Origin of the sequence: Rossellomorea aquimaris, from assembly GCF_020172085.1 — a bacterium.
In the GTDB taxonomy this organism is placed as follows: Bacteria; Bacillota; Bacilli; order Bacillales; family Bacillaceae_B; genus Rossellomorea; species Rossellomorea aquimaris_E.
The window spans coordinates 275051-300736 of sequence record NZ_JAIVAT010000005.1 but is presented as its reverse complement, the minus strand read 5'-3'; the positions used below and the strand labels follow the sequence as shown (position 1 = coordinate 300736).

At 41.8% G+C, this 25686-nt stretch carries 31 protein-coding genes; 19 read left to right on the top strand and 12 right to left on the bottom strand.

Annotated features, from left to right (window positions below; translation table 11 throughout):
* The first annotated feature begins 65 nt into the window (after positions 1 to 65).
* Together yhaM and LCL96_RS11750 are read left to right on the top strand one after the other, a co-directional pair.
* Positions 66 to 1007, top strand: coding sequence for a 3'-5' exoribonuclease YhaM (gene yhaM / locus LCL96_RS11755; RefSeq protein WP_224941655.1), 942 nt, complete (start codon positions 66 to 68; stop codon positions 1005 to 1007).
* Between the two features lie 114 nt (positions 1008 to 1121).
* A complete protein-coding gene (locus LCL96_RS11750; RefSeq protein ID WP_412103573.1) occupies positions 1122 to 1301 on the top strand; it encodes a sporulation YhaL family protein in 180 nt (59 codons plus the stop codon).
* Between the two features lie 52 nt (positions 1302 to 1353).
* Here LCL96_RS11750 and LCL96_RS11745 read toward each other — a convergent pair whose 3' ends face one another.
* Entirely contained in the window at positions 1354 to 2307 is a 954-nt protein-coding gene (locus LCL96_RS11745; protein ID WP_224941653.1) for a peptidylprolyl isomerase, read from the bottom strand.
* A gap of 187 nt (positions 2308 to 2494) precedes the next feature.
* Between LCL96_RS11745 and LCL96_RS11740 the strand changes: the two genes are divergently transcribed.
* From LCL96_RS11740 to LCL96_RS11730, 3 genes are all read left to right on the top strand, one after another.
* Entirely contained in the window at positions 2495 to 2581 is an 87-nt protein-coding gene (locus tag LCL96_RS11740; protein ID WP_032089275.1) for a YjcZ family sporulation protein, read from the top strand.
* Between the two features lie 87 nt (positions 2582 to 2668).
* Positions 2669 to 2752: a YjcZ family sporulation protein gene (locus LCL96_RS11735; RefSeq protein ID WP_032089274.1), complete on the top strand. Its 84-nt coding sequence runs from the start codon at positions 2669 to 2671 to the stop codon at positions 2750 to 2752.
* A gap of 126 nt (positions 2753 to 2878) precedes the next feature.
* Positions 2879 to 2965: a YjcZ family sporulation protein gene (locus LCL96_RS11730; RefSeq protein WP_082051156.1), complete on the top strand. Its 87-nt coding sequence runs from the start codon at positions 2879 to 2881 to the stop codon at positions 2963 to 2965.
* Between the two features lie 347 nt (positions 2966 to 3312).
* Here the strand turns inward: LCL96_RS11730 and LCL96_RS11725 are convergent, their stop codons facing one another.
* Together LCL96_RS11725 and LCL96_RS11720 are read right to left on the bottom strand one after the other, a co-directional pair.
* Positions 3313 to 3492: a hypothetical protein gene (locus LCL96_RS11725; protein ID WP_224941652.1), complete on the bottom strand. Its 180-nt coding sequence runs from the start codon at positions 3490 to 3492 to the stop codon at positions 3313 to 3315.
* 197 nt (positions 3493 to 3689) lie between these two features.
* Positions 3690 to 4226, bottom strand: a complete 537-nt coding sequence (locus LCL96_RS11720) for a DUF3267 domain-containing protein (RefSeq protein ID WP_224941651.1) — start codon at positions 4224 to 4226, stop codon at positions 3690 to 3692.
* 184 nt (positions 4227 to 4410) lie between these two features.
* Between LCL96_RS11720 and LCL96_RS11715 the strand changes: the two genes are divergently transcribed.
* On the top strand, positions 4411 to 4740 hold the full coding sequence (locus LCL96_RS11715; RefSeq protein WP_224941650.1) for a DUF1878 family protein: 330 nt from the start codon (positions 4411 to 4413) through the stop codon (positions 4738 to 4740).
* Between the two features lies 1 nt (position 4741).
* Here the strand turns inward: LCL96_RS11715 and LCL96_RS11710 are convergent, their stop codons facing one another.
* Together LCL96_RS11710 and LCL96_RS11705 are read right to left on the bottom strand one after the other, a co-directional pair.
* The gene (locus LCL96_RS11710) at positions 4742 to 5317 is read right to left on the bottom strand and encodes an HTH-type transcriptional regulator Hpr (RefSeq protein ID WP_224941649.1); all 576 of its coding nucleotides are present in this window, start codon (positions 5315 to 5317) and stop codon (positions 4742 to 4744) included.
* Positions 5318 to 6157: 840 nt separating this feature from the next.
* Positions 6158 to 6529, bottom strand: coding sequence for a YtxH domain-containing protein (locus LCL96_RS11705; RefSeq protein WP_224941648.1), 372 nt, complete (start codon positions 6527 to 6529; stop codon positions 6158 to 6160).
* A 167-nt stretch (positions 6530 to 6696) separates the two neighbouring features.
* On the opposite strand from LCL96_RS11705, the gene LCL96_RS11700 reads away from it, so the two are divergent.
* On the top strand, positions 6697 to 6891 hold the full coding sequence (locus LCL96_RS11700) for a hypothetical protein (protein ID WP_224941647.1): 195 nt from the start codon (positions 6697 to 6699) through the stop codon (positions 6889 to 6891).
* Between the two features lie 61 nt (positions 6892 to 6952).
* Here the strand turns inward: LCL96_RS11700 and LCL96_RS11695 are convergent, their stop codons facing one another.
* Entirely contained in the window at positions 6953 to 7489 is a 537-nt protein-coding gene (locus tag LCL96_RS11695; RefSeq protein ID WP_224941646.1) for a tryptophan transporter, read from the bottom strand.
* Positions 7490 to 7661: 172 nt separating this feature from the next.
* A complete protein-coding gene (locus LCL96_RS11690) occupies positions 7662 to 8084 on the bottom strand; it encodes an HIT family protein (RefSeq protein ID WP_224941645.1) in 423 nt (140 codons plus the stop codon).
* Positions 8085 to 8789: 705 nt separating this feature from the next.
* On the opposite strand from LCL96_RS11690, the gene LCL96_RS11685 reads away from it, so the two are divergent.
* From LCL96_RS11685 to LCL96_RS11670, 4 genes are all read left to right on the top strand, one after another.
* Entirely contained in the window at positions 8790 to 9533 is a 744-nt protein-coding gene (locus LCL96_RS11685; protein ID WP_224941644.1) for an ABC transporter ATP-binding protein, read from the top strand.
* Complete coding sequence (locus tag LCL96_RS11680; RefSeq protein ID WP_224941643.1) at positions 9523 to 10752, top strand: ABC transporter permease; 1230 nt, start codon at positions 9523 to 9525, stop codon at positions 10750 to 10752. Before LCL96_RS11685 ends, LCL96_RS11680 begins: the two co-directional genes overlap by 11 nt.
* Positions 10753 to 10818: 66 nt before the next feature.
* Positions 10819 to 11523, top strand: a complete 705-nt coding sequence (locus LCL96_RS11675; RefSeq protein ID WP_224941642.1) for an EcsC family protein — start codon at positions 10819 to 10821, stop codon at positions 11521 to 11523.
* Between the two features lie 128 nt (positions 11524 to 11651).
* Positions 11652 to 12059, top strand: a complete 408-nt coding sequence (locus LCL96_RS11670) for a DoxX family protein (RefSeq protein ID WP_224941641.1) — start codon at positions 11652 to 11654, stop codon at positions 12057 to 12059.
* 43 nt (positions 12060 to 12102) lie between these two features.
* Here the strand turns inward: LCL96_RS11670 and LCL96_RS11665 are convergent, their stop codons facing one another.
* Positions 12103 to 13305 (bottom strand): M20 family metallopeptidase, encoded by a 1203-nt coding sequence (locus LCL96_RS11665; protein WP_318246423.1) that lies wholly within the window; start codon positions 13303 to 13305, stop codon positions 12103 to 12105.
* A gap of 99 nt (positions 13306 to 13404) precedes the next feature.
* On the opposite strand from LCL96_RS11665, the gene LCL96_RS11660 reads away from it, so the two are divergent.
* Positions 13405 to 13998, top strand: coding sequence for a phosphatase PAP2 family protein (locus LCL96_RS11660; RefSeq protein WP_224941640.1), 594 nt, complete (start codon positions 13405 to 13407; stop codon positions 13996 to 13998).
* A 40-nt stretch (positions 13999 to 14038) separates the two neighbouring features.
* Here LCL96_RS11660 and LCL96_RS11655 read toward each other — a convergent pair whose 3' ends face one another.
* Positions 14039 to 15436, bottom strand: a complete 1398-nt coding sequence (locus LCL96_RS11655) for a hypothetical protein (RefSeq protein WP_224941639.1) — start codon at positions 15434 to 15436, stop codon at positions 14039 to 14041.
* A 241-nt stretch (positions 15437 to 15677) separates the two neighbouring features.
* Between LCL96_RS11655 and liaF the strand changes: the two genes are divergently transcribed.
* From liaF to LCL96_RS11640, 3 genes are read left to right on the top strand one after another with little or no spacing between them, the layout of a single operon-like run.
* Entirely contained in the window at positions 15678 to 16490 is an 813-nt protein-coding gene (gene liaF, locus LCL96_RS11650; RefSeq protein WP_224941638.1) for a cell wall-active antibiotics response protein LiaF, read from the top strand.
* 31 nt (positions 16491 to 16521) lie between these two features.
* On the top strand, positions 16522 to 17550 hold the full coding sequence (locus LCL96_RS11645; RefSeq protein ID WP_224941637.1) for a sensor histidine kinase: 1029 nt from the start codon (positions 16522 to 16524) through the stop codon (positions 17548 to 17550).
* A gap of 18 nt (positions 17551 to 17568) precedes the next feature.
* Positions 17569 to 18222, top strand: coding sequence for a response regulator transcription factor (locus tag LCL96_RS11640; RefSeq protein ID WP_318246422.1), 654 nt, complete (start codon positions 17569 to 17571; stop codon positions 18220 to 18222).
* 105 nt (positions 18223 to 18327) lie between these two features.
* On the opposite strand, the gene LCL96_RS11635 is transcribed toward LCL96_RS11640, so the two are convergent.
* Both LCL96_RS11635 and LCL96_RS11630 read right to left on the bottom strand, forming a co-directional pair.
* The gene (locus LCL96_RS11635; protein WP_224941636.1) at positions 18328 to 18903 is read right to left on the bottom strand and encodes a cysteine hydrolase family protein; all 576 of its coding nucleotides are present in this window, start codon (positions 18901 to 18903) and stop codon (positions 18328 to 18330) included.
* 146 nt (positions 18904 to 19049) lie between these two features.
* The gene (locus LCL96_RS11630; RefSeq protein ID WP_224941635.1) at positions 19050 to 19556 is read right to left on the bottom strand and encodes an antibiotic biosynthesis monooxygenase family protein; all 507 of its coding nucleotides are present in this window, start codon (positions 19554 to 19556) and stop codon (positions 19050 to 19052) included.
* Positions 19557 to 19832: 276 nt separating this feature from the next.
* Between LCL96_RS11630 and hemE the strand changes: the two genes are divergently transcribed.
* The 3 genes from hemE to hemY all read left to right on the top strand — a co-directional run bounded on the left by hemE (position 19833) and on the right by hemY (position 23398).
* Positions 19833 to 20864: a uroporphyrinogen decarboxylase gene (hemE, locus tag LCL96_RS11625; protein WP_224941634.1), complete on the top strand. Its 1032-nt coding sequence runs from the start codon at positions 19833 to 19835 to the stop codon at positions 20862 to 20864.
* A gap of 90 nt (positions 20865 to 20954) precedes the next feature.
* Entirely contained in the window at positions 20955 to 21887 is a 933-nt protein-coding gene (gene hemH, locus LCL96_RS11620; RefSeq protein WP_224941633.1) for a ferrochelatase, read from the top strand.
* Between the two features lie 116 nt (positions 21888 to 22003).
* Positions 22004 to 23398, top strand: a complete 1395-nt coding sequence (hemY, locus tag LCL96_RS11615; RefSeq protein WP_224941700.1) for a protoporphyrinogen oxidase — start codon at positions 22004 to 22006, stop codon at positions 23396 to 23398.
* A 110-nt stretch (positions 23399 to 23508) separates the two neighbouring features.
* On the opposite strand, the gene LCL96_RS11610 is transcribed toward hemY, so the two are convergent.
* Positions 23509 to 24915 carry a glycoside hydrolase family 18 protein gene (locus LCL96_RS11610; protein WP_224941632.1) on the bottom strand — a complete coding sequence of 469 codons (1407 nt, stop codon included), beginning with the start codon at positions 24913 to 24915 and terminating at the stop codon, positions 23509 to 23511.
* Between the two features lie 186 nt (positions 24916 to 25101).
* Here LCL96_RS11610 and LCL96_RS11605 point away from each other — a divergent pair, with 186 nt between their 5' ends.
* Positions 25102 to 25674 carry a TetR/AcrR family transcriptional regulator gene (locus tag LCL96_RS11605; RefSeq protein ID WP_224941631.1) on the top strand — a complete coding sequence of 191 codons (573 nt, stop codon included), beginning with the start codon at positions 25102 to 25104 and terminating at the stop codon, positions 25672 to 25674.
* Positions 25675 to 25686: the final 12 nt, after the last annotated feature.

Genomic DNA, 25686 nt, shown 5'->3' with positions numbered 1-25686 from the left:
ATCCTTGTTATTCATCAAAATATGATATACTGAAACTACTATTATAGTTGGACGGAGGAGAAGAGATGACAGGAATTACACATTTCAATGTCGGTGAGACCATTGATCTGCCCCTTTTAATCAAACAGATGACGAAAGGTACGACAAATACAGGGAAGCCGTTTTTAACGCTGATTCTTCAAGATAAGAGCGGAGACATGGAAGCGAAGCTTTGGGACGCTTCTGAGCAGGATGAGAAGGCTTTCCAGCCTGAAACGATCGTTAAGGTCGTAGGTGACATACATAGTTACCGTGGAAAAAACCAGCTTAAGATCAAGCAGATTCGCCCTACATCCCCTGCGGACGGATACGCTATTTCAGACTTCCTTGAAACGGCACCTGTCAGTATCGATGAAATGACAAGTAAGATTACACAATATATTTTTGAAATGAGGAACCCGAACATTCAGCGCATCACAAGGCACCTGATTAAAAAATATCAGAAGCCTTTCCTGGAATATCCGGCAGCGACAAAGAATCACCATGAATTTGTATCAGGTCTTGCGTATCACGTTGTATCCATGCTGGATCTTTCGAAAGCCATTGCTGGACTATATCCTTCTCTGGATACGGATCTTCTTTATGCAGGGGTGATCCTGCATGATCTCGGAAAAGTCATTGAGTTATCTGGTCCGACTTCGACATCCTATACGATTGAAGGGAATTTGATCGGACACATTTCGATCATGGTGAATGAAATTGGAAAAGCAGCAGAGGAACTCGGAATCGAAGGAGAGGAAACCATGATCCTTCAACATCTTGTCCTGAGTCATCACGGCAAGGCGGAATGGGGGAGTCCAAAACCGCCACTTATCCGTGAAGCGGAGATTCTCCATTATATCGATAATGTAGATGCGAAGATGAATATGCTGGATCGTGCACTATCACGGGTGAAACCTGGAGAGTATACGGAAAGAGTATTCGCCCTGGATAATCGTTCGTTCTACAAGCCGACGTTTCATAAATAAGACGAAGAGGACCCGGTCTGGCATCGGGTCCTTTTTTTGATGGGATGGTCATGATTTTGTCGTCGTCTTCATATAGTGTATAAAAGAGGACAAACCTATAAGGAGATGAAGCAATTGACACTGCCTATTTGGATGTACTTGGTTGTAGCAGGGATTTTCGGGAGCGCGTTTATGACAATTAAGTCTGCGAAGGAAGAAAAGACGTTGGAAGACGAGTGGATCGAAAAAGAAGGGGAAGTCTATATCAATCGGATGGAAGAGGAGAAAGAGAAGAGACGTCAATTAACATCTTAACCTATATAGAAAAAGGACTGAAGGCTAATAGTAGCCTTCAGTCCTTTTTAGATTACTCCTGTTTTTCCGTTGCAGGAGCTTCACCTTCAGGAGCAGGAGTTTCTCCGCCTTCAGGTGCTGCAGGTGGATTCAATACTTGATCGAATGATTTTTTCAGGTCTTTGTCTTTGATATTCAAATCAGCTTTTTCGATTTCAGCTTTCATGGCTTCCTGGATTTTTTGAGGATCCACTTTGGAAAGCTTCAATTCGTTTTCAATTTCCTTTTTCATGTCGTCAAAGGATTTCTTTTCTTTTTTATCTGTCACTTCGATGATGTGATAGCCATATTCTGTCTTGATCGGCTCGCTCACTTTGCCTTTTTCAAGAGTATCGAGTGCTTTGGAGAATTCAGGAACAAAGTTTTGACGACCAGCGTAGTCTACCCATCCTAAGCTTCCGCCGTTTTCAGCAGAACCGGGATCTGTGGAGTATTCCTTGGCAAGGTCTTCAAATTTCGCTCCATCAGCCAATTTCTGTTTGACTTCTTTAGCGGTTTTTTCATCTTCTACAAGGATATGGCGCACCTTGATGTCCGGCTTCCACTTCTCGTAGTACTCTTTTACTTCTTTATCCGTTACTTTCACATCGGAAATGGCGGCTTTTTCTTGAAGTAATTGAAGCTTTAAGTATTGTTTGAACGACTTTTCGTCCAGGTTATATTGTTGTAAGAACATATCGAATTGAGGTCCCAATTGATCTTTCGCTTCATTCAGCTTTTCATCAACTTCCTCTTTTGATACGTCATACTTCTCTTCAAGGACTTTAGTGTATACCAGCTCCTGAAGGGCTTGTTCCATTTGTGGAGTGAATTTCTGTTTCATCGATTTGTAAAGTTCATCTTTTGTTACATCTCCAGCTTTTGTTGTTGCAACAACGTCACTGTTCCCTTCAGCACCGTCACCGCTGCATCCTGCAAGTCCTACGACTCCGGCAGCCAATGATACTGAAATGATCCATTTTTTCATGGTGACCAACTCCTACAATATATTCGCTTGATGGCTTGTCAAATTTCTACAAAACATACTATAACACACTTTTTCCATGAAAAAAAATATTTTCCAAAGTTATCTTCAGAAAAATGGGCATTTTACACACCCATTTCCTAGGTTCCTTCATATGATAAGAGCGAAGAGAGAAAAGGAGGTAATAAATATGAGCTGTGGATACAATTCCGGATTCGCGTTAATCGTAGTGCTGTTCATCTTATTAATCATCGTTGGTGCCGCATATCTATACTAAAAAAATTTAAATTTATGACATTAGCCTAAAACAAATGGCAGCTAACTTGAATAAGATAAATTAGCGCTTCAAAGGAGGTGGAAAGTTATGGGTAATGCATACGGCGGAGGGTTCGCGTTAATCGTAGTACTGTTCATCCTGTTAATCATTGTGGGTGCAGCATGGCTATAATTTTAGCCTCAGGGTTCAGATGTATCGGATAAAGACTGTAAGAGGGGGCGATATCTTAAGATAGGAAGCCCCTTTTGCTTCATATCATATGTTTATGCTTTTCGTACATGAAAGGAGGAAGCGCATATGTCAGGTGCTTACGGCGGAGGTTTCGCGTTAATCGTAGTTTTATTCATTTTGTTAATCATCATTGGTGCAGCATACGTTTGCTAATTTGAATAGAAAAAAGCAGATCCGGTTTTTCCGGGTCTGCTTTTTTAGTAGGAGAAGTCGAGGGCGGCATCGTTTTGTCGTTGAAGATTCTTAAGGGTTGCATCAAGGTCGATAATAAAAGGCTTAAAGTCAATAATATATTTGAGAAGTCGATAATAAAATGGGTGAAGTCGATAATATATTTGAAAAGTCGATAATAAGTGTGTCAAAGTCGATAATATCAGGTGAATATTGAAGGCGTCAGCCCCTTGGGTCCATAAGAAAAAGCTACCGGATAGGTGTTTATTTCCTATCGGGTAGCATTTCTTATGCTTGTCGGGGCTTACCAAGCCGCCTCCGCATTTCTTCTATGTAAATAAGATTTCTATATATGAAGAGACCAGTAGTATGGTGATTAGGATATTGATGGTTCTAAACACCTTAGGTTGGCGTTCTTCAGGTATTTCTTTTTGTAAACATAATGCATTTGTCATTTTATTTATATAAAATAAGATGAAAACTGCAAGCACTAAAAACATGGAGATCATCCAAACCCCTCCCCGTTATCTCCTATAGACTATACATTACCAAATTCTTTCCCTAATTGGTAGCAAGAGTATTACCCGGTTCATGTAAATGAAGCTTTTTTCGTATAAACAACCAGGAAAATGGTGAATGAGCCGTAAAAATATGAGAAGGATGACTTCTTCCATCGAGTAAATACATCAATGGCCATCCATCATCCTTACTGATATATCAATATTTCATATCCGTCTTCATTTTCTTCGATCAAGGCATTCTTTGGTGAGTTCATCAACTGTCTTGCGTAGATAAAGTCAATGGCACAGATTCCTGAATGAAACGCAAGCAGCATTGTAAAGTAATGCGAGTAGTGAGGAAAATGAAAGCACCCATACAACAAAATACTGTTCAAAACGAAAAATGGAGCCACAAGGGCGACCAAATAGCGGTATTTTGAGATCGGTTGATCGACTCTTAACGAGAGAATCGGCAATAAATACATTTTTCTGTTGCATTTGCATTTTATCTTTTTCACAAAGGGCAGTATCGGCACGATGTGAAAAAATTTATGCAATGGATATATGCTCACTAATCCCACGAAGAATCCAAGGAAGTGATTATCGTAGAACGAACTTGGAAATAGTAAATTAATAGGTACGTATATTAATGAGAATACCATCATCATGATGATCGATGAAAGTAAAAAGACTCGGTAAAACCCAAATTGTTTTTCCAGATTGATTGTTTTCCAGCAATGCATAAAAAAATCGCCTCCATTAGACGAATAGTGGTTAATAAGATGCTTTACATACTTTATTACGATTGCCGGAAAAAATCAATACATTTTGGAAGGATTTTTTCTTATTTTTTGAGGGATGTTTGAGGCGACAGGTATGTGATAGTTTTGTACAATGAGAGTATGAGTATGTTGGCAGGTGATGAATATGAACGAACTAATAAAGCGAATAGAGAAACTGGAGTATCATCAGAGGCTAATGGCGGAGATGATACCTGATAATGGATTTCCTTTTTACCGTTTGATTATCCGTAATGGATTGTCCAAGAAGGAAGTGGAAGAGTTCCTTGTCATATGTGATAGATTGAGCATGAAGCTTAAAAAACAAAAAGCGGAAGGATTCGTGTACAATACTCCGCTTTTTAAAGAATTTGAAGAAGGTCTTCATGCAAAGCTTGATGTGCATGAAGTCGTGAATAGCTGCCTTGTACAAAACATTTACCCTGTTTTGATGAAACAATTGCAGAAGAGCTTGTAGTTTAAGCCAATTCTTCCTCATCTTCAAATAGTTCACCGAGCTTACCGTTATCATCAGAAAAATCATTCTCAATATTGTGGAAGGATTTTTCGAATATTTCCATAAAGTCATTTCCATAAATATTTCGGACAACAGTCATCATTTCAATCATTTCAGGGAATTTTCCATATAATTCGCGTAATGGAGATACTCCCTGGAAGATGGAGTGACTTTCAGGCTGATAGTTCTTCATTAGATCGAGAAGAATGTTTTCACCCTTGTCTGTCAATTGAATATACGTGTTCCGCTTATCATTCTCCCTCTTGGAAAACTCAAGGAGTTCTCGTTCTTCTAATTTCTTCGAGAAATTAAATGCTGTGGATACATGCATAACACCAAATTTGGCTACGTCCGAAATGGAAGCACCCTTTAAATGATACGCAATCCAGAGAATATGATGTTCATTGATATTCAAGTCATATGGCTTGATCCACTGCTGCCAGTCCTTTTCTATGGCCTTCCACAAAGCTTTACTAAGCTGGGCCATCCTTTGGCTGAAGAGCATAGCCTCTTTTAAAGTAAATTCTCTTTCCTTCATCTCATTCACCCACTTTGCTAGAAAATCTTTTTTTAATATAAGCTGTTCTGAATTTGTTCCGTTGTAAGCAGTTCCAAAGAATAAGCTTCACGATTATCAAAAAAAGAAAGCGCTTATATTTTATTATGCCAATAAAGTAATAATTAATAAAGGCTAAATTGACAAAATTTTTCGAAGTATATAATTTTTGGTTGGTGCATCTGCTTCAAAATAGAAAAAACAGAAGGATTGAATGCTGTAATGACGGGATTTTCCGGGGTGATCACTATACTGAAAGAAATCGGAGAGAAAATAAATATATTTTTTAAAAAGGTTGTTTTTTAACATTGTTGCTTTTGTACAAGCGAGAGGTGGTTGATTTCCGCTCCAGGTGCTCGCTTTCCGCGGGGCTGGCGGTGAGCCTCCTCGGGCTAAAGCCCTGTGGGGTCTCAAGATCCAGCTACGGCGGCTAGCCCCTCGAGGTCATAAGCTAAATGATCCAAGAAGGTAAAAAACGCCTTCTTAGGCCCATTCATCTTATGCTTGTCGGGGCTGAACGAGCCGCCTCCGCTTTTCATCCTGTCCAGCGTTTCCCGCAGGAGTCGAGCACCTGCAGCGAGAATCAACTGCTAAGCCTAAATGTCTTTGTATAACAATGTAAATTTCATTCTATAATGATTTTAATAACCATTTAGCTCTGTCAATAATTGCATCACCCTTTGGCTCATACTCATTGACAGAGCATTTGCAAATCATAGTCTGTGTAAAATAACAACAATCTTTGTGAAAAGAGCGTTAATAAAAGAGAATCCCCACGAGCCTGTATCCGTGAAAATGGATGAGAAGCTCGCGGGGATTTCATTATTGATTCGTTGTATTGGCTGAGTTAATGGACTTTTCCAGCTCTTCGATGGTTCGTTGGATGGATTGGATTTCTTCCTGAAGTCGCTGGTTGTTGGGTTCCGTTGAAGCCTGCCATTGCTTGAAGGATGCTTGAAGATCCTTGGAGAGCTGAAGGACGGTTTCTTTTCCTTCCTGGGATAAGGTACCGATGGATTCTTTCAATTCACCGATATGGCCTTTCATTTCCTCGACGACGCTAGTCCAATCGTCTTTTTTGTCTTTGATTTGTGCTCGGATTTCTTTTCCGGATGAAGGAGATGTAAGAAGGGATGCGACTCCTCCGACCACTCCACCGATTAAAAGTCCGTAGGCTAAGGATTTTTTATTCATAATGTTATCACCTCGTTCTTCTATTTCTATAATACTATATTTCTACAATCAATATGTATTCTCCTTTTCCCTTTTAGGACAGATTAAAACAAGTCCGTTCATATCTGTCTTCTTGACAGCATAAAAATAAAGGTAAGAGGTGGTGGAGAGGGGGAGGTTCAAAAAGGATGGACGGAATAATTTTTGGTTTCTTTGCACTCAGTGTCGTTTTATTTTTAAGCATGGTGTATAACTTCGTTAGTATTCAAAAACCTGGTATGTACCCTCCTAAGAATGTATTGAAAAAGCGTGCTACCATTTTGGGCTCCGGTGGATTGATCACCTTTCTGATAGGAATCCTGTTCTGGTTTGCGGCAGGTTAATTGAAAAAGCCCTGGAGGTTATGACGATGGCATAACCTCCAGGGCTTTTCTATTTCGTTATTCAGGATAGCTGTTCTGTCGTGACAGCCTCCCGAATGGATGAACGCTTTAAAATACCGTTGATGATCGGATACACGACGAACATCGCTCCGGCGTTTACAATTGTTGCCGGAAGTACGACTGCAGCAAATAGAGCGAAGAAAGCTCCAGGCAATCCTACGATTACATATGCAGAAAGTAAGAAGATACTTCCCGATACGAGTGTACCGACAGCGGTAAGAACAGAAGCGCCTACTAAAGAACGAGTGATTTTCTTTGTCGCAAGAAACAATCCGTAAAAAACGAATGCGGTTATGGGCTTATCAATCAGATTTGGTAAGAACCCACCAGGGAACTGAGTCGTCAATCCTGAGATGACTCCTGTCAATAAACCTAAAAGCAAGACGTTTTTCTTGGCTGGGAACAGGATGATGCCCAAGAACATCATGGTCAGCATCATATCCGGTTTCATACCCAGGAAAATTCCCGGTATCACTGTGTGCAGGACAGCTCCGATCCCTACTAATAAAGATAGGGATACAAGTGTTTTTGTATTCATTTCTCATCTCTCCTCAACTAAACTGAACTTTTGTATTTCTGCTTCTCCTAATGTGCACTATTGCCATTAGCGAAAAGATAGGTACATTATAACATATAGTGTTCTTGTGTCAAAGATTAAATTTTCTGAAAAAAGTCCACTCCTATACATGTATAGGGGCGGACTCCCGTTGTTAAGATAGATGCTGAGCGATGGAATCGGCAATTCCTTTTAAGTCTTCTTGACTATAATCGTCATTGTGGGTTTTCCAAACGGCCCCAAAGCCATCCCCATTGCCGTAGCGTGGAATGAAGTGCATATGGAAATGGAAGACGGATTGTCCTGCTTCTTCACCTGCATTGCTTAACAGGTTCATTCCTATAGGGCTAAACTCAGCCTTAATACTATTTGCGATTTTAGGTGCTACAGAGAAGAGGTGACTCGCCATGTCCGGTGTCAGCTCATACACGTTTTCTTTATGTACTTTAGGAATAAGAAGCGTATGACCTTTCGTCACCTGACTGATGTCAAGAAAAGCAAGGACATGATCATCTTCGTAGACTTTCATTGCCGGGATTTCCCCATCGATGATTTTACAAAAAATACAGTCACTCATATTCATTTCCACCTTTCAGTAATGGTGTATGTATTTTACCATTATTAGCACAATAAATGAAGAAGAGACAGGAACGGGTTTCCTGCCTCTCTTCTATCGAAGGGGTAATACTTTAAGGTTTATATGTCAGGCTTCATTCTCTTTGATAAACACCTCATTCGTTAGTAGCTTCGAAAGTGTACCATTCTTGGGTAGAATGAACTTTGTTCAATGCAACCATCCCCTTATCTTTTCGCTATTTAAGCAATTAAGACAATAGAAACAGTAAGCTGTCTTGGACAAACACCTCATTTGCTATAAGGATGATATGTGTAAATCGTTAGGAACATGAATGACTCTGTGCAAACTGACCATCCCCTTATCTTGTAGGCTAAAAAAGCTTAGTAAGAAAGTTGATTTAGTCAAAATGTGCTTTAACAAACACCTCATTTATCAATTTTTGATTAAATGAATTGGGTGAGTGTGTCATTCACTATAGAAGACGACGAATCCTTCAAGTCGCAAACAATAGTGAAATCGGTTAGCTGGTCTTTAACAACCATCCCCTTTTTCTTATTGCTGGCCCCTTCTGATATTATGTTGTGCAGAAGGCATGGTGGTTATGAATTCTAAAATATGGAAAGGTGTTTATTCAAAACATGCCATTCCCAAGGAATTTTGATAAAATAGAAACAATACGTGAAAAGAGAAAGGACGTTGCTGCTCGTGTCATTATTAGAAATCAAGCACCTTGTCGGCGGGTATACAAGGAAGCCGGTCTTAAAGGATATTTCCTTTTCCATTGATTCTAACGAAATTGTTGGATTAATCGGATTGAATGGAGCGGGTAAAAGTACCACCATCAAGCACATCATCGGTCTGATGGAGGCTAAACAAGGAGAGGTTTCCATCAACGGCCATACGTTGAAGAAGGATGCCGACCAATATCGCAAGCAATTCTCATACATACCTGAAACACCGATTTTATATGATGAACTCACCCTTGAGGAACATCTGAAGCTAACAGCCATGGCGTATGGACTTTCAGAATCTGAATATAAAGGGAGAATCGACAAGCTGTTAAAGGCATTTAGGATGGAGAAGAAGATGAGCTGGTTCCCTGCCCACTTCTCCAAGGGGATGAAGCAAAAGGTCATGATCATGTGTGCCTTTCTAATCCAGCCAAGCCTTTATATCATTGACGAACCATTTGTAGGTTTGGATCCACTCGGTATCCAGTCTTTACTTGATTGGATGCAGGAAATGAAAGAAGACGGTGCTGGCATCCTTATGTCTACCCATATATTGGCTACTGCAGAAAGATACTGTGATTCATTCGTCATCCTTCATGAAGGGAAGATCAGGGCGAAAGGTACCCTTGATGAGCTTCGGGCGGAGTTCTCCATGCCGGAAGCAACGTTGGATGATATATATATCCAGCTGACAAAGGAAGAATCAGATGATGAATAATGTAGAAAGCATCTGGAAGAAACGGATAGTAGAGTATAACCAGGAGCTTCAAAAGTATTTGAAATACATGTTCAACGATCATTTATTATTTGTCCTGATCTTTGCTTTGGGAGGAGCAGCCTTTACCTATAATCAGTGGGTGAAGACACTTCAGCCAACTTTTCCCGCACCATTAATCATGGCTCTCATCCTGGGTCTCTTATTGGCATGGAGCCCGGTGTACACATTTCTCCGGGAAGCGGATGCAGTGTTTCTTTTACCTTTAGAGGGGCGTTTATCAAGTTATTTCACCAAATGCATCTGGATCAGCTTTATGTTCCAATCATACATACAGCTCCTGGTGCTCGCGGCCCTTATGCCCATGTATGTAGCGGTATCTGGCAATAGCTTCGGCAGCTTCTTCCCGCTGCTTGCATTTGTACTCGCCATTAAGGTTTGGAATCTTTATGTTCGCTGGTTCATGCTGAGGTTTCAGGAGAGGGAAGCTCATTGGATTGACAGTCTGGTAAGGTTTCTATTGAGCGCGGTACTCGTATTCCTTGTTTTATCAGAAGCAGACCTGTGGATGACTGCCGCCATCAGCGTGCTGATGCTCGGATACGCCCTTTATTTTTACCAAGCGACAAAAGGGAAGAATCTCAAATGGGATTTATTGATCAATCTCGAAGAACAGCGAATGCTGATTTTTTATCGGATTGCCAATATGTTCACGGATGTTCCAAAATTGAAAGGGAAAGTACACAGGAGAAAATGGCTGGATTGGCTTGTGAAGGCACCTTTCTCACAAGCATCGACCTATCGCTATTTATATCTTCGTTCACTGGTGAGAACGAGTGAATATTCAGGTCTCTATATTCGATTGACCCTCATCGGTGTGATACTGATTTATTCAAATTCATCCTTCATTTTCAGTATTTTGACGGCGCTGGTGTTTCTTTATTTGACAGCTTTTCAAATGATTCCATTATTCAAACGTTTTGACTATAAGATCTGGGTGCTCATTTACCCTGTGTCAAGGGAATTGAAAAAATCATCTTTCCAAAAAATCATGAGTCAGTCGATGATGATTCAGGCAATTGTATTTTCCCTGCCTCTCTTTGTAAGAGGAGAATGGCTTCCCGGGCTGATCACACTGCTTGCAGGCATGACTTTTTCCATCTTCTTCAGTCAGTTCTATTTAGTGCAGCGGTTAAAGAAAATGGAGGAAACACTTTTTTAGTGAAACGACCCGGATTAGATGAACGTATAATGAGTCAAGGCTGATAAAAAGGATGGTGCTTTTAAAGTGAACCATGAAAGAGAAGAACTCGAGTCTTGGAAAAGGAAATTCACCAGGAAATCGTCCATTATCCAAAGGGTTTCCAAGCAGGCACAAACGAAAGTGAACCAATGGATACCGGAGAAAGCACATAAGGTCGTAACGGAAAGTATTAAGAAAATGGTGGAGGTCACTCTAAAGGGGAGCGAATGGGTGTCCCTTCAGGATATCCCATGTGTGCATGGACTCCAAGAACGGGAAGTACTGATGAAGGAACGCATGGAGTTTTACCGGAAAGCTGCGACCATTGAAGGTGCTGGTACCGGTGCCGGAGGGATCTTCCTTGGTCTGGCGGATTTCCCGCTGCTCTTGTCCATTAAGATGAAGTTTTTAAGTGAATGCTCATTAATACATGGATATGATCCTAAACAATATGAGGAGCGCTTATTTCTTCTGTATGTGTTCCAGCTCGCTTTTTCCAGTGATTCTCATAAGAAGGAAGTCCTTTATATCATCGAAAACTGGGAAAAAGAAAGAGAAAAGTTGAAGGAGCTCGATTGGCGAACCTTTCAGCAGGAATATCGGGATTACATCGATTTTATGAAAATGTTGCAGCTCATCCCCGGCGTCGGGGCAGTGGTAGGGGCGTACGCGAATTATCAACTGCTGGATCAACTTGGTGAAGTGGCAAAATTTGCTTATCGGATTCGCTTCTTTAATGAATTAGAATAGATATGATGGGGAGGTCGATCTGTATGATCGATCTTCTTTTTTGTAAGGTCATCCTGGATGAAAACACTTCTTTTTATTTTCAGTATGACTTCAGGTATAGTAACAAGTAATAGCGAGGTGTGTAATAGATGAATAAAAGGAAAAAGGCATGGAAGATTGTAGGACTTATTTTATTTTCCTTCTTCTTCTTTTTAGCAGGCGTATTTCATTTTATGGAAGCTCGAGGATTTGCAGAAATGATTCCCCCATTCATTCCATTAAGGGAAGAGCTTGTTTATATTACGGGAATCATTGAATTTATATTGTCTGTATTATTGTTGATCCCTAAGACCCGTGAAAAAACCGGGTTTGTAACGGCGGTGTATTTAGTCCTTGTGTTCCCTGCAAACATATATGCAGCCATTAAAGGAATACCTGCACCTGGACAGGAAGAAGCGAATCAGCTGCTGCTTTGGATCAGATTATTGTTCCAGCCGCTCTTGATCTGGTGGGTATTGGTGGTCAGTAAAATGGAGCAGAACCATCGTTTTTACTAAGAAGAAAGGATCGGGTACGAAATTCGTACCCGATCCTTTTTGGTTAATTTTGAACTGTTTCTGAAGCTGAATGTTTTTCTTGATAGGAAAGTGTAGCACTTGCCAGTGATTTTGCAGCAGTCAAAAGGGCTTTTTCGTTAATGTCAAATTTAGGATGGTGATGAGGGAAAGCAATATCCACATTATCCGGTTTGGCTCCTGTAAAGAAGAAAGTCCCCTTCACTTGTTCTAAATAGTAGGCAAAATCTTCGCCGCCCATCTGCATCTCGATTTCTTCCACGGTATGGACTTCATCTACAGAATCGGTGCTTTCTATAAGAAGGTCAGTTTCCTCAGGATGATTTACTACCGCAGGATATCCACGGTCATACACGTAGTCATAATCACAGCGGCCTGAAAGGCATACCCCTTTTAAAATCTGTTCGATTTCTTCTTCAATAAAATCCCTGACTTCAGGATTGAAGGTGCGTACCGTTCCAACCAGCTTAGCTGAATCCGCTATGACATTAAACGCATTATCCGCTATAAAGGAACCGATGGTCACGACGGCAGGTTCGATTGGATTAACTCTTCTGCTGACTATTTGCTGGAGGTCAGAAACAACTTGAGCCCCTATCACGATGGAATCCTTAGTTTTATGAGGCTGTGCGCCGTGACCTCCGGAACCTTTGATCACAATTTCAAAACGGTCTGCTGCGGCCATGATCGGTCCGGTTCGGTAGAGGACTTTTCCGAGCGGTTCGGTGGACCATAAATGCGTTCCGAAGATGACGTCAACGCCTTCCAGACATCCCGCTTCAATCATGGATTTTGCTCCACCAGGTGCATATTCTTCAGCGTGCTGATGAATGAGAACCACTGTTCCCGAAAGGGTATCACGCATTTCATGGAGGGTCTTCCCGAGTACAAGAAGTGTGGCTGTATGTCCGTCGTGCCCGCATGCATGCATGACACCTGGTACGGTCGAGCGATATTCCACATCCTTTTCATCCTGAATGGGAAGGGCGTCAAAGTCTGCACGAAGGGCTACGGTCTTACCGGGCAGAGAACCTTCAATTCTGGCAACGACACCGTTTCCGCCGACTTGTTCCTTTACGGGGATGCCGAGGTCTTTGTAGTAATTCGCGATATACTTTGCCGTGTTTACTTCTTGGAAGGATAACTCCGGGTGTTGATGGAGAAATCTTCTGATTTCAACCATTTCTATCCAACGTTCTTCTAATTTCTGATATAATTCATTCAGCAAGTGCAGAACCTCCTAATGTTTGGTGAATATTACGAATATTATAACACTAAACGTGAGGGGAGGAGTGGGGAATTATAATGAAATGCTAGGGGGAATACGATGAAAAAAATCCATTACATAACGGCTATCATTTCTTTCGTACTATTTATGGCCATCGCCCATTTTGTTTATCATGAAATAGACATTTTCGGAGAAGATTACTTGCTTGTGAATATGCATAGTCTACACTTTCTCAAATGGTTTTCAGTGGTCGGCACGGAATTGGTGATAGGAATTGGGACCATTGCTTTAATTCTGTATCTATGGTGGATTAAGAAGGACTTTGTTGGCATCATCACCGTTGTAGTGTTGGTAGCCGGGAGCAATGTATTGAATAAAGCGATCAAAGGCTTGATGGGACGGGAGCGGCCACCATACTCTCATGGAGAAGAGGGATTCAGCTTTCCGAGCGGCCATGCTATGGTCGGACTTGTTTTCTTACTGGTCCTCGCGTATTTTCTGAGTAAAGAGATTTCTTCCGCAGGAAAGAGAATCGCGATTTTTATTTTTGCTGTCATCCTCTCCCTTTTTACAGGGATAAGCAGGGTGGTGGAACAGGTTCACTTCCCCTCTGATGTTGCTGCCGGTTTCCTTTTGGGATACTCCTTTTTCGTACTATGTATCTTCCTTTATGAGAAGAGACCTGGAAGGTAGGAGGGACGGACCTTGAAAGCCAAGGTCCGTCCCTCTCCTTTTATATTAAAAACACTGCTACTATGGTAGTAGCGATTAAGCCGATGATGACGGGTAGGAGGTTGCGCCGGGCGAGTTCGAATGGGTCGACTCCGCAGATGGCGGCTGCGGGTATTAGTGCCCATGGTACGAGGGTTCCCCCACCGACCCAGATGGCTGCTACCTGACCAAGTGCCGTAAGGGTAGCGATTCCGGAACCGATGCTTTCAGCAAAAAGATTGGCTACAGACCCTGCAAGGGAAATACCTGAAAACCCTGATCCATCAAGTCCGGTAATCGCCCCGACCGTCGTAAGAGTAACGGCCCCGACTGCTTTGGAAAGTGGAACGGCGGCAGCAAGGGCTGCGCCAAGGTCATTGACGATTCCGTGAGACGTCCCTGGAAGGAAATCACCGATGATGGTTTGAAATCCTGAATCACCAAGGTAGAAGAAAGCAGCAATGGGGATGACAGGTCCGAACACCTTGAACCCGAACTGAAACCCATCGATCATGAAGCTGGTCGTCTTCTCAAGCCCCTTCCCTTTATAAGCAACCAATGAAATCAAGAGTAGAATGATGATGGATGTTCCACCGATTAGTGCCGTGGCATCTCCACCTTGAAGGTCAAACAGGACCATAGCCGTAATATCTGCGGCGAATAGAATGGGAATCAGGATGGCGATCGCTTTTTTCCAACCTGATGATAGAAGATGATGTGAAGCATCGTGCTCATCACCAATAGCGGCAATAGACGATGAATCGACGGTGAGGTTCCCCTTTTTCATATCCCTCTTAAGGAAAATGAATGCCGTAACGGTGGTGACCACTCCCATGACAATAATCAGGGGGATGCTGGCCGATATGACTTCAGATACAGGAATACCTGCAGCATCTGCCGTCAGCTTAGGGGCAGCCTGGATGACAAAGTCACCTGAAAGGGCAATTCCGTGACCGAATAAGTTCATAGCCATGGCAATGCCAAGGGCCGGTAATCCGACTCGTAAGGCAACCGGTACCAATACAGCTCCAAGGAGTGCCACTGCAGGAGAGGGCCAAAAAAACCAGGAAATGAACATCATGACCAGGCCAATGGTCCAATAGGCAAGCGCAGGGGTGCGGATGAACTTCGTAAATGGTCGAATCATCACATCATTTATTCCGGTTGACGTCAGTCCTTTACTCATGGCAACGATAATGGAAATGACGAGAATCGTAGAAAGCAATTCGGTGATGGCAAAGATGAAACTATTAAATATGCTGCTGATCGATCCACTTAACGATCCCGTTGCCACTAAGGCAATACTGAAAATCCCCAAAATACATACAATGGTTGTGTCTTTACGGAAAATCATAAAAAGTATGATCAATCCTATGAAAGCTAAATAAATCCAATGAAGAGCCGTTAAATCTATCCCCATTAGAAAACCTCCTCAAATGTCGTTCCTCAAACCTTAGGCGTTTGCCCTGATCTGTACTATAGATTATGAAAACGCAGATAAGGTGTGATTCAGCAAGAAAACATTTTTCCGTCTGTGGACGGAGGAGAAATCATGCCAATGCTCGTCAAATAATCATGGGAACGATTCTATAATGGAAGTACTAACAGGAAATGCCAAGGGCAATAGCGAATCTAATAAGTGATGTGAAGGTGGTGCAAGTATGAGATACAAAGGTAGAAAACAATGGTTTTTTTCATTTTTGTTATTGGTAATAGGGCTGTTGCTATTACTATTGAATATAGGTGTCATTTCCTTGGAAATAACGCAGATATTTGTCAATATAATTCCTATTTTGTTATTACTGCTTGGATTGAAGTGGTCAGTGGACAGCTTCTTGAAAAAAAGCTTCGGTAAATTGTTATTCGGGTTGTTTAGTCTCGCACTTGGAGCGTTGATCATTCTAGACGGGTATAATCTGGTTGATTTTGATTACGGGAATTGGTGGAAACTCTGGCCGGTTTTCATTATTGCCATTGCCATTCATAGGGTGGTAAGGAATAAACCGATTAAAGTGAGTATTAGCAGTGATTACCCGTTTGAAAGAATTCCGGAAATGAATGATGAGCATCAACCGATGGGAGAAAAGATTCTTCAGAAGAAAAATAAAATCAACAGAGGATTCATCGTAGGGGATATACGCTTTTCAGAACCGAACTGGCCACTTGAAAATATGAAACTTTACAACGCCATAGGAGATTACTATTTTGATTTCAGTAAAGCCTTCATTCCGGAAGGGGAAACACCTATTGCCATCAAAGGATGGATTGGTGATGTAAAGATGATCATACCGGAGAATGTGCCGGTGGAAATTACCTTGAAAGTACAGGTTGGGGATGTGAGGTTGTTTGACCAGAAGTCTGCGGATATACGCTCTGAATTGTATTACCGTTCCCCTGAATATGAAGAAGCAAGTAAAAAAATAAAACTGACTGTCGATGTCAAGATCGGTTCAATCCGGATTACCCGAATATAAAGATAACGTATTCTGAAAAGGAGGGAAGCGCTTGGAAAAATCCTCAAATATTCGAAATTGGATCTTCAAAAGTTTTTTAATGATGTCTGTCATGTCGATTCTGCTGTGCTTTATATCACTGCAAGTCTATCTGTATTTCTCAGAGGATCCAAGTATATCTCTGGAACTCTCAATATACATGACGGTATGGATGGCGGTCATTCTCCTTTTGTTAAGCATTTACTTCGGGTTTCGTACAGGCTATACATTCAAAGGCAGGATCGATGATATATCTACCTTCGTCACTTTACTCCGAAGTGGGAAATTTTCCGCCAGGGTCGATCGATTCGAGCATGACGAGCTTGGGATACTGTCGGATGAATTGAACCAGCTGGCCGTGTTCATCCAAGAGCAGGTGAAATCACTTCAGCGTCTGGCTGATGAAAAATCCGAGCTTGCGGATCAGGCCCATCAGGCTGCAGTCATGGAAGAACGGCAGAGGCTGGCGAGAGATCTCCATGATTCTGTCAGTCAGCAATTATTTGCGTTAAATATGCTTTCGTCCGCGGCTCATAAAAGCATTGGGAAAGATTCCGAAAAAATCGGTGTCATCGTGAAACAAGTAGCTGACATTGCTGGGAAAGCACAAGGAGAGATGAGAGCACTTCTACTTCATTTGCGTCCGATTGACTTGAGGGGGGAAAGCCTCGGTGAAGCGTTATCAATCTTGATAAGGGAATTAAAGGAAAAGACACAGATTGAGATCGACGCCACTCTTGAGGGGATTGAAGATCTTTCGAAAGGGACCGAAACGCACATGTTCAGGATTATTCAGGAGAGTCTTTCGAATATCCTTCGTCACTCTGAGGCTACAAGAGTGAAGATTGCCACGGAGAAGAAGGGTGGTTATCTCTCATTGTACATCAGTGATAATGGGAAGGGGTTTGATTTGAAGGAAAGCAAGATGACCTCATACGGTCTTCAGACGATGAGAGAACGGGCTGAAGAAATAGGGGGGTTATTTCAAATACGATCAAAAGAAAAAGAAGGAACGTATATTGATCTACGCATTCCGGTTTAATGTAAAGGGGGAGAACGAGTGGATAAGATAGGAGTTATGATTGTAGATGATCACGAGATGGTCCGATTAGGCATGAAAACCTATTTGATGACAGAGGATCGGATCGACTTTCTGGGAGAAGCGAAAAGCGGAAATGAAGCGGCCCAGCTTGCAAAGCTTTACATGCCAGATGTGGTATTGATGGATTTATTAATGGAGAACGGGAATGGTATTGAAGCAACAAAGAAGATTCTTTCCTTTCACCCAAGCTGTAAGATTATCATTCTGACAAGCTATTATGATGATGAGAAAGTATTTCCTGCCATTGAAGCCGGTGCCCATAGTTATTTATTGAAAACAGCGAGTGCGGAAGAAGTGACAGCTGCGGTTTACAAAGCCGTGAAGGGTGAATCCGTTATTGCATCTAAAGTAGCCGATAAAATGATGAACCGTTTTCGTCCTCAAGAAAAGATGCCTCATGAAGAATTGACATCAAGGGAAATGGATGTTTTAAAATGTTTGGGTGAAGGGTTGACGAATCAGGAAATTTCTCAAGAGTTATTTATCGGGATAAAGACCGTCAAGACCCACGTCAGTAATATTTTGAGCAAGCTTGGCGTAGCCGATCGAACCCAGGCGGCCATTTATGCAAACCGGAACGGTATTTTGTATAAGACGGATAGTATAGAGTGAGTTAGTTTTTAAATAAGAATGTTACTTATAATGCAGAAGGGGCTTAGTCAAGGGGAATGATCATTCCCCTTGACTAAGCCCCTTCTGCAAGAACAGATAAGGAATCTAAAAAATAACCGGCTTGCTTACTTTCAATTGTGATGACAGCAAGGACTCGGTAGAAGAAATGGTAGCAAATTCATGGTGGAGATTTGTCAGGGACAGGCCGTGAACGATTTCAGCGGAAAATAAGGAACCGTCAAACGAGTACGTTTCAAAACATGCAGTGGCATCAAAAGGAACGGTGACATCGTATCCCAGGTCTTTAGCCATGCGAACGGTACTGGATATGCAGTGATTGGTGGTGAACCCCATGACCACAAGGGATTTAAATTTCTCCCGTTTTAAATACAAATCCAGATCCGTATCGATAAAAGCGCTGGTGAGGTGCTTGATGATATGTTTTTCATGTCGCGATGGGTAGAAATCTTCTACGAAACCGAATCCTGCCGAACTTGAATGCAGTGGTGATTCCATGTCATATGAAGAATGTTGCACGTGTACAACCGGCCAGGCTTTTTCTCTCCAGCCTTGAAGCAGTCGATATGCGTTTCTTTCCATATTAGGATTGTTTCGTTTTCCTAATGAAGGATCTTGAAATGCCTTTTGAAAGTCAATCAAAAGCAGACATGTTTGACTCATTGGAACTCCTCTCCTTTCATTCAGGATGCCTGTGACCAATACGATAAAGTATACTGTTAATTATTTGTAATTATGTATGTACACCTTCACTGCAATTGTAAAGATTGAATAATGAATAAAGCTGCCCTAATTCAGGCAGCTGGTATTCAGGATTGACCTGATACGTAATATTTACTTACATAAGATGCGCGTGGGAAGATATCCTTCTGATTATCGATTCCTTCTTCCGTGCCCCGTTTTGCATGGGCCTTTTCGTACTGCTTGGATTCCTGCCATCCCAGGAAGCTTCTTTCATCCTCCCAAAGAGTCATAATGACATATGTATCACTGTCTAAAGGGCGAAGGACACGTATGGCTGTAAAGCCCGGCACTTCTTCAATTAATCCTGCACGGTTTTTAAACCGGTATTCAAATAGCGGTCTACCTTCGTCCGATACGGGGATATTGTTGAATACTACGTATCCTTTGCTTTCAAGTTTGCCGGATTGATCGACAACTTCATAGCTGCGGGGAGATTCAAAGACACTTTCTCCACTTGTTTCATGTAGAAGCAATGCATCTTCGCCCTGCATCAAGATCATTGTTTCTTCCGGCTGCTGATCCATTATCTTTTGCAGGAAATCATGTGTACCAGTCGTCATATATACCTTCATCCAAATCACCTCAATAATTTAGTCACTTCTATTATACTCTTCCCGTTTCTTTCTCTCTTGTAACATGATTAATGTATATTTTTTCTTAACGCCTTGAAAATCGGCAAATTTATGACATTTTCCCTTGAAAACTATACAATTCTCCCTAAAACGTCTATAGTTTAAAAGGGTTACAATTCGGACGGTCATATGATAAATAGGACAATTTTAGAATCTACTCACTTTAGGATACAATGGAATTATTGGAGTTACATAGAAAGGTGGACGAACAAAGGTATGAAACAAATGAATGATACTTTTTTACGAGCGGCAAGGGGAGAAAAGACGGACTATACTCCGGTTTGGTATATGAGACAAGCGGGTCGTTCACAGCCTGAATACCGTAAAATTAAAGAGAAATATTCTCTGTTTGAAATTACCCATCAACCTGAACTTTGTGCATATGTGACAAGGTTGCCGGTTGAACAATATGATGTCGATGCAGCAATCCTTTACAAAGATATTATGTCACCGCTTCCTTCTATTGGAGTGGATGTAGAAATTAAGTCGGGAATCGGTCCTGTGATTGATAATCCTATCCGTACGACAGCAGATGTTGAAAAGCTGGGAGAAATCAATCCTGAACAGGATGTCCCTTATGTATTGGATACGATCAAGTTATTGACTCAGGAGCAATTATCCGTACCGTTGATTGGTTTTGCAGGTGCCCCTTTTACAATGGCAAGCTATATGATTGAAGGTGGACCTTCCAAGAACTATAATAAAACAAAAGCTTTCATGTATGCAGAACCGCAAGCTTGGTTTGCATTAATGGATAAACTGGCTGCGATGACTGTTACGTATGCGAAAGCTCAAATTAAGGCGGGGGCAACAGCTTTCCAAATTTTTGATTCTTGGGTCGGTGCGTTAAATGTGCAGGATTATCGCACGTTTATAAAGCCTGTTATGGAAAGAATCTTTAATGAATTGAAAGAAGAGAATGTACCATTGATCATGTTTGGGGTTGGCGCAAGTCACTTGGCGAATGAATGGCACGATCTTCCGATTGACGTTGTGGGTCTGGATTGGCGACTTCCTATTTCAGAAGCGAGAGACAAGGGCATTACAAAAACGGTTATGGGTAACCTTGATCCTGCCATCCTATTGGCTCCGTGGAATGTGATTGAAGAAAAAGCCAAAGCGATCCTGGACCAGGGCATGGAACTTCCAAGTCACATCTTTAACCTGGGACATGGTGTGTTTCCTCAAGTTAATCCTGATACATTAAAACGATTAGCAACTTTCGTACACGAATACAGTGCCAGGTAGAGCACATTCCAAAGTATGGATACATGGATTCTATAGAAGAAACATGGCACAATAATGGAATGTATGAAACTGACAATGAGGTGAATGGATATGTCAAAGAAAAAAATGGGCCTTTTGGTGATGGCCTATGGAACGCCATATAAAGAAGAAGATTTGGAACGATACTATACACATATTCGCCACGGCAGAGTCCCTTCCAGTGAATTACTTGAAGACCTCCGTGGAAGATATGAAGCGATCGGCGGGATTTCCCCACTGGCGAAAATCACCCTGGATCAAGCAAAGAGTCTTGAAGAACATTTGAACTCCATTCAAGATGACATTGAGTTTAAAATGTATCTTGGGTTGAAGCATATCGAACCGTTTGTAGAAGATGCTGTTGAACAAATGCATCATGACGGTATTGAAGAAGCGGTATCCATTGTACTGGCCCCGCATTTCTCTACATTCAGCGTTAAATCGTACAATGGACGTGCAAAAGAAACGGCGGAAAAACTGGGTGGACCTCAGATTACTTCCGTTGAGAGTTGGTACGATGAGCCTAAGTTCATTCAATATTGGGTGGATCGTGTGAAAGAAACCTATGCAGGGATGTCCGAAGATGAGCGTAATAAATCCGTCCTGATCGTATCTGCTCACAGCTTGCCTGAACGCATACTACAATCAGGCGATCCTTATCCGAAACAATTAGAGGAAACAGCAAGGATGATTGCTGAGGGAGCCGGTGTAAACGAATATGCTGTAGGATGGCAAAGCGAAGGGAACACTCCGGACCCATGGATCGGACCAGACGTTCAAGATCTGACAAGGGACCTTCATAAGGAGAAAGGCTATACTACGTTTGTATACACACCTGTAGGATTCGTAGCCGATCATCTTGAAGTACTCTATGATAATGATTATGAATGTAAAGTCGTAACGGATGAGATTGGAGCTTCATACTATCGTCCTGAAATGCCGAATGCAAAACCGGAATTCATTGATGCTATGGCAAATGTCGTATTAGAACACCTTAATAAATAATTTCTATTTTATTGGCTGAACAGAAAGGACTGAAGCAAATGAGTTCACTCTCACCGCTTTAGTCCTTCTCTATTATTGGAATTGAAGATATTTTGTTAAAGAAGGCGATGAACGTGTTGGAACAACAAACCAAAAAGGTCGTAGTCATCGGTGGGGGGATCACCGGATTAACGACGGCTTACTATTTGCAACAGGAAATTAGAGAAAAGAAACTTCCCATTGAAGTAAAGCTTGTAGAAGCCACTCATCGGCTCGGAGGGAAAGTTCAGACTTTCAAAAAAGATGGCTATGTTATCGAAAAGGGTCCGGATTCTTGTTTATCAAGCAAATCGGAAGTCTCACGCTTAGCGGGTAAACTGGGTATGGAGGAAGCCCTCGTTCGAAATCGCAAGGGTACGTCATTTGTCATAGCCGGTGGTGAGCTCTATCCTATACCCGGTGGATCCATCGTAGGAATTCCAACTCAAATCGCCCCTTTCATCACAACAAGTTTATTTTCACTATCAGGAAAAATGAGGGCTGCGGCCGATTTCATCCTTCCTCGTTCACAAGAACGTGAAGATCAGTCACTCGGGAGATTCTTTAGAAGGAGAATGGGTGATGAAGTCGTTGACCATTTGATCGAACCTCTCTTAACAGGGATATTCGCCGGGGATATTGATCAATTGAGTTTAATGTCTACATTTCCCCAGCTCTATGAATTAGAACAGAAACATCGAAGTCTCATTGCAGGTATCAAGAAGAGCGGTCAAGACCCTGACACTAAAGAAGGAAACTTCATCACATTCACTGGTGGACTACAATCCCTGATTGATGCAATGGAAGAACGTTTAGATCCAAATACGGTTCACAAAGGCATGAAAGTGACAAATATAGAAAAGGAAGCGGACAATGATTACACCATTACTTTCACGAATGGAGAAAAGCTGGAAGCAGATTGCGTAATCGTCACCACTCCCCATCATGTATTACAATCTATGTTTCCCTCTTATCCATTCTTATCATTTTTAAAGGATATGCCCGCTACATCTGTCGCTACGGTTGCAATGGGCTTCTCACAACAGGCGGTAAAAAAAGACATCGCCGGTACAGAATTTCTCGTATCCCGAAACAGCGATTACTCGTTGACAGCAGGAACGTGGACTCACAAAAAATGGCCACACACGGCCCCTGAAGGCAAGGCATTATTACGATGCTACCTTGGAAAGTCCGGTGATGAAACCATTGTGGATTTATCTGATGACCACATCGAGCAAATCGTCCTGGATGATTTGAGCAAGATCATGGATATTGAAGGACAGCCTGATTTCACGATTGTCACCCGATATAAAAACTCCATGCCTCAATATACGGTCGGCCACCTGGAGCGTATTCAAGATATGCACCATGATGCAGAAGCTCGTCTTCCAGGAATATTCATCGCCGGCAGTTCATATGATGGGCTGAGTATTCCTGACTGCATCGGGCAAGGAGAGAAGGCAGTATCAAAAGTGTTGAATTATTTGAAATGAATGGGACCGCCGGGAGACTGGCGGTCCTTTTAGGTGATGAGGGTCTCTTCCATGCAGGATAATCCCAACTGGCGGGTAATAAAGAACACCTTCCGTTAGAATGTTCGTTTTTACTTCTTAAGGCGGTATCTCGAATGCTGAAGCATCCAGTTCTGTGGAAACGCGGAACCAAGCACCCAGTAGCTCATTCCCCTTAATCCATAATCGTCAAGCACCTTTTGCTTTGCCAGCATGCTTCTTGCATCCTCAAACCAAACCTCATGTTGTTGTCCGGTTTCATCCCAATAAGTGAAGAAGGGGGACTGATATTGGTCGCTGTATTGAATCCTGACCCCGTATTTGCTTGCAAGATCAGTCGCCGCTTGTGGTGAGAGTGTTTTAGCGAAAGTCCCATCCACCCATGGGACCTTCCAGTCACGTCCATACAGCGGGGTTCCCATCATGATTTTCTTACGTGGAATGACTTTTACTGCATAGTCCAGTACTTTTTTGACTTCATTAATGGGAGCGATCGCCCATGGTTTACCGCCTGCCCACCCCCACTCGTAGGTCATAAGAACAACAAAGTCGACAATCTTTCCATGAGCCTCATAATCATGTGCTTCGTACAAAAGTCCTTTTTGATCGCCTTTTATTTTGGGGGCGAGAGCAGTAGACACGGAATAGCCTTTTGGTTTTAATGCCGCCACGGTCCTTTTTAAAAAAGTATTATAATTTTCCCTGTCTTCTGGGTACACGTATTCAAAATCGATATTCAATCCTTTATAGCCTTTCTCTCCCATTTTCTTAAGTATGGAAGAAAGCAAAGTATCTTGAAGGTTCTTGTTTCTTAAAATCGTTGCAACTAAATCAGAGTTGAATTCTCCGTCAACATAGTTGGTCAATACCAATAATGGATCTACATCCTGTTCATAGGCTGCTTTAATTAAACCTTCATCCTTCAATTCCGAAATGGAGCCTTCCTTAGTAATGGAGTGAGTAAAAGGAGCAAGATAAGTAAAATAGACACCCAAACCATATACCTCTGCGATGCCTTCGCTGTCCGTTCTGGTCGTATAAGCATTTACCTCAATCACCGGTTTCGTGTTTGGAATCCGAATCTGTTCATTAGGGTAGATAAGGGAGGGATTAGCGATCGAATTTACGTCTAAAATTTCCTGCAGGGGGACCTTATAATTATAAGAAATGGTATACAGGGTGTCACCGGATCGTACTTTATGAATGAATGACGGCATCACAATCAATTGGCCGACATAAAGCTTGGAAGGATCGGATAGCTGATTAAATGCCTTTAGATCATTTGGGTCGATTTGATATTTTTGACTGATAGAATACAACGTGTCTCCTGGTTGTACGATATACTCCTTTAAAGGTTCAGGAATGAGAAGACATTGTCCGATGACCAGTATATTTGGATTTTTTAGCTGATTGCCATAAGTGATCTGGTTCATATCCACACCGTACTTCGACGCGATGGACCAGAGTGAATCTCCGGTTTTTACTACGTAAATATTCATATGACACCTCCTGTCACATCCTATACCTATAGCCTATTCATAAGGGCTTATTCGATATGTAAAAACGATCGGTGGGAAAATGAAAAAAATACTTGTGGAAAAAATGAAGTTGTGATAGATTTATTTATGTTAATAAAATGACTAAATTACAAAAGTGGTCAAACGGTCAATTAGGGGAGTGAGTGCATGGCGATTGATCGAAAGAAACAAATCCTGGAGGCTGCTACCAATTCATTTTCACTATTTGGCTACAAAGCTACGACAATGGACCAAGTAGCGAAATTAGCAAATGTGGGAAAAGGAACGATCTACACCTTTTTTAAAAATAAGGAAGAATTGTTCGACGAAATTGTTTCATCATTAATCCATGAAATGAAAAGTGAAGCTGAAGAAGTCATCGATCCCCAAGAGGCATTTTCGGAAAATGTCCATCGTGCATTATTTCGTTTGCTCGAATTCCGTAAAGAACATAAACTGACGATTAAGCTTTATCAGGAAGCCCGGGAAATGGGAACACCCGCTGTATCCGAGGTCATTGTTCGCATGGAAAAAGTGGTCATTGAATTTCTCAGTCATCGAATTGAAAAGGCGATTTCCTCTTATGCGATTAAGCCTTGTAATCCGGAAATGACCGCATTCGTTCTGCTTAAGCTATATGTTTCATTGATATTTGATTGGGAACGCACACATGGTCCACTTGAAAAAGATGAAATAGCCAATCTGTTTGAGTTATATCTGATTAAAGGGTTATCAAATTGATCGTTCTTCACT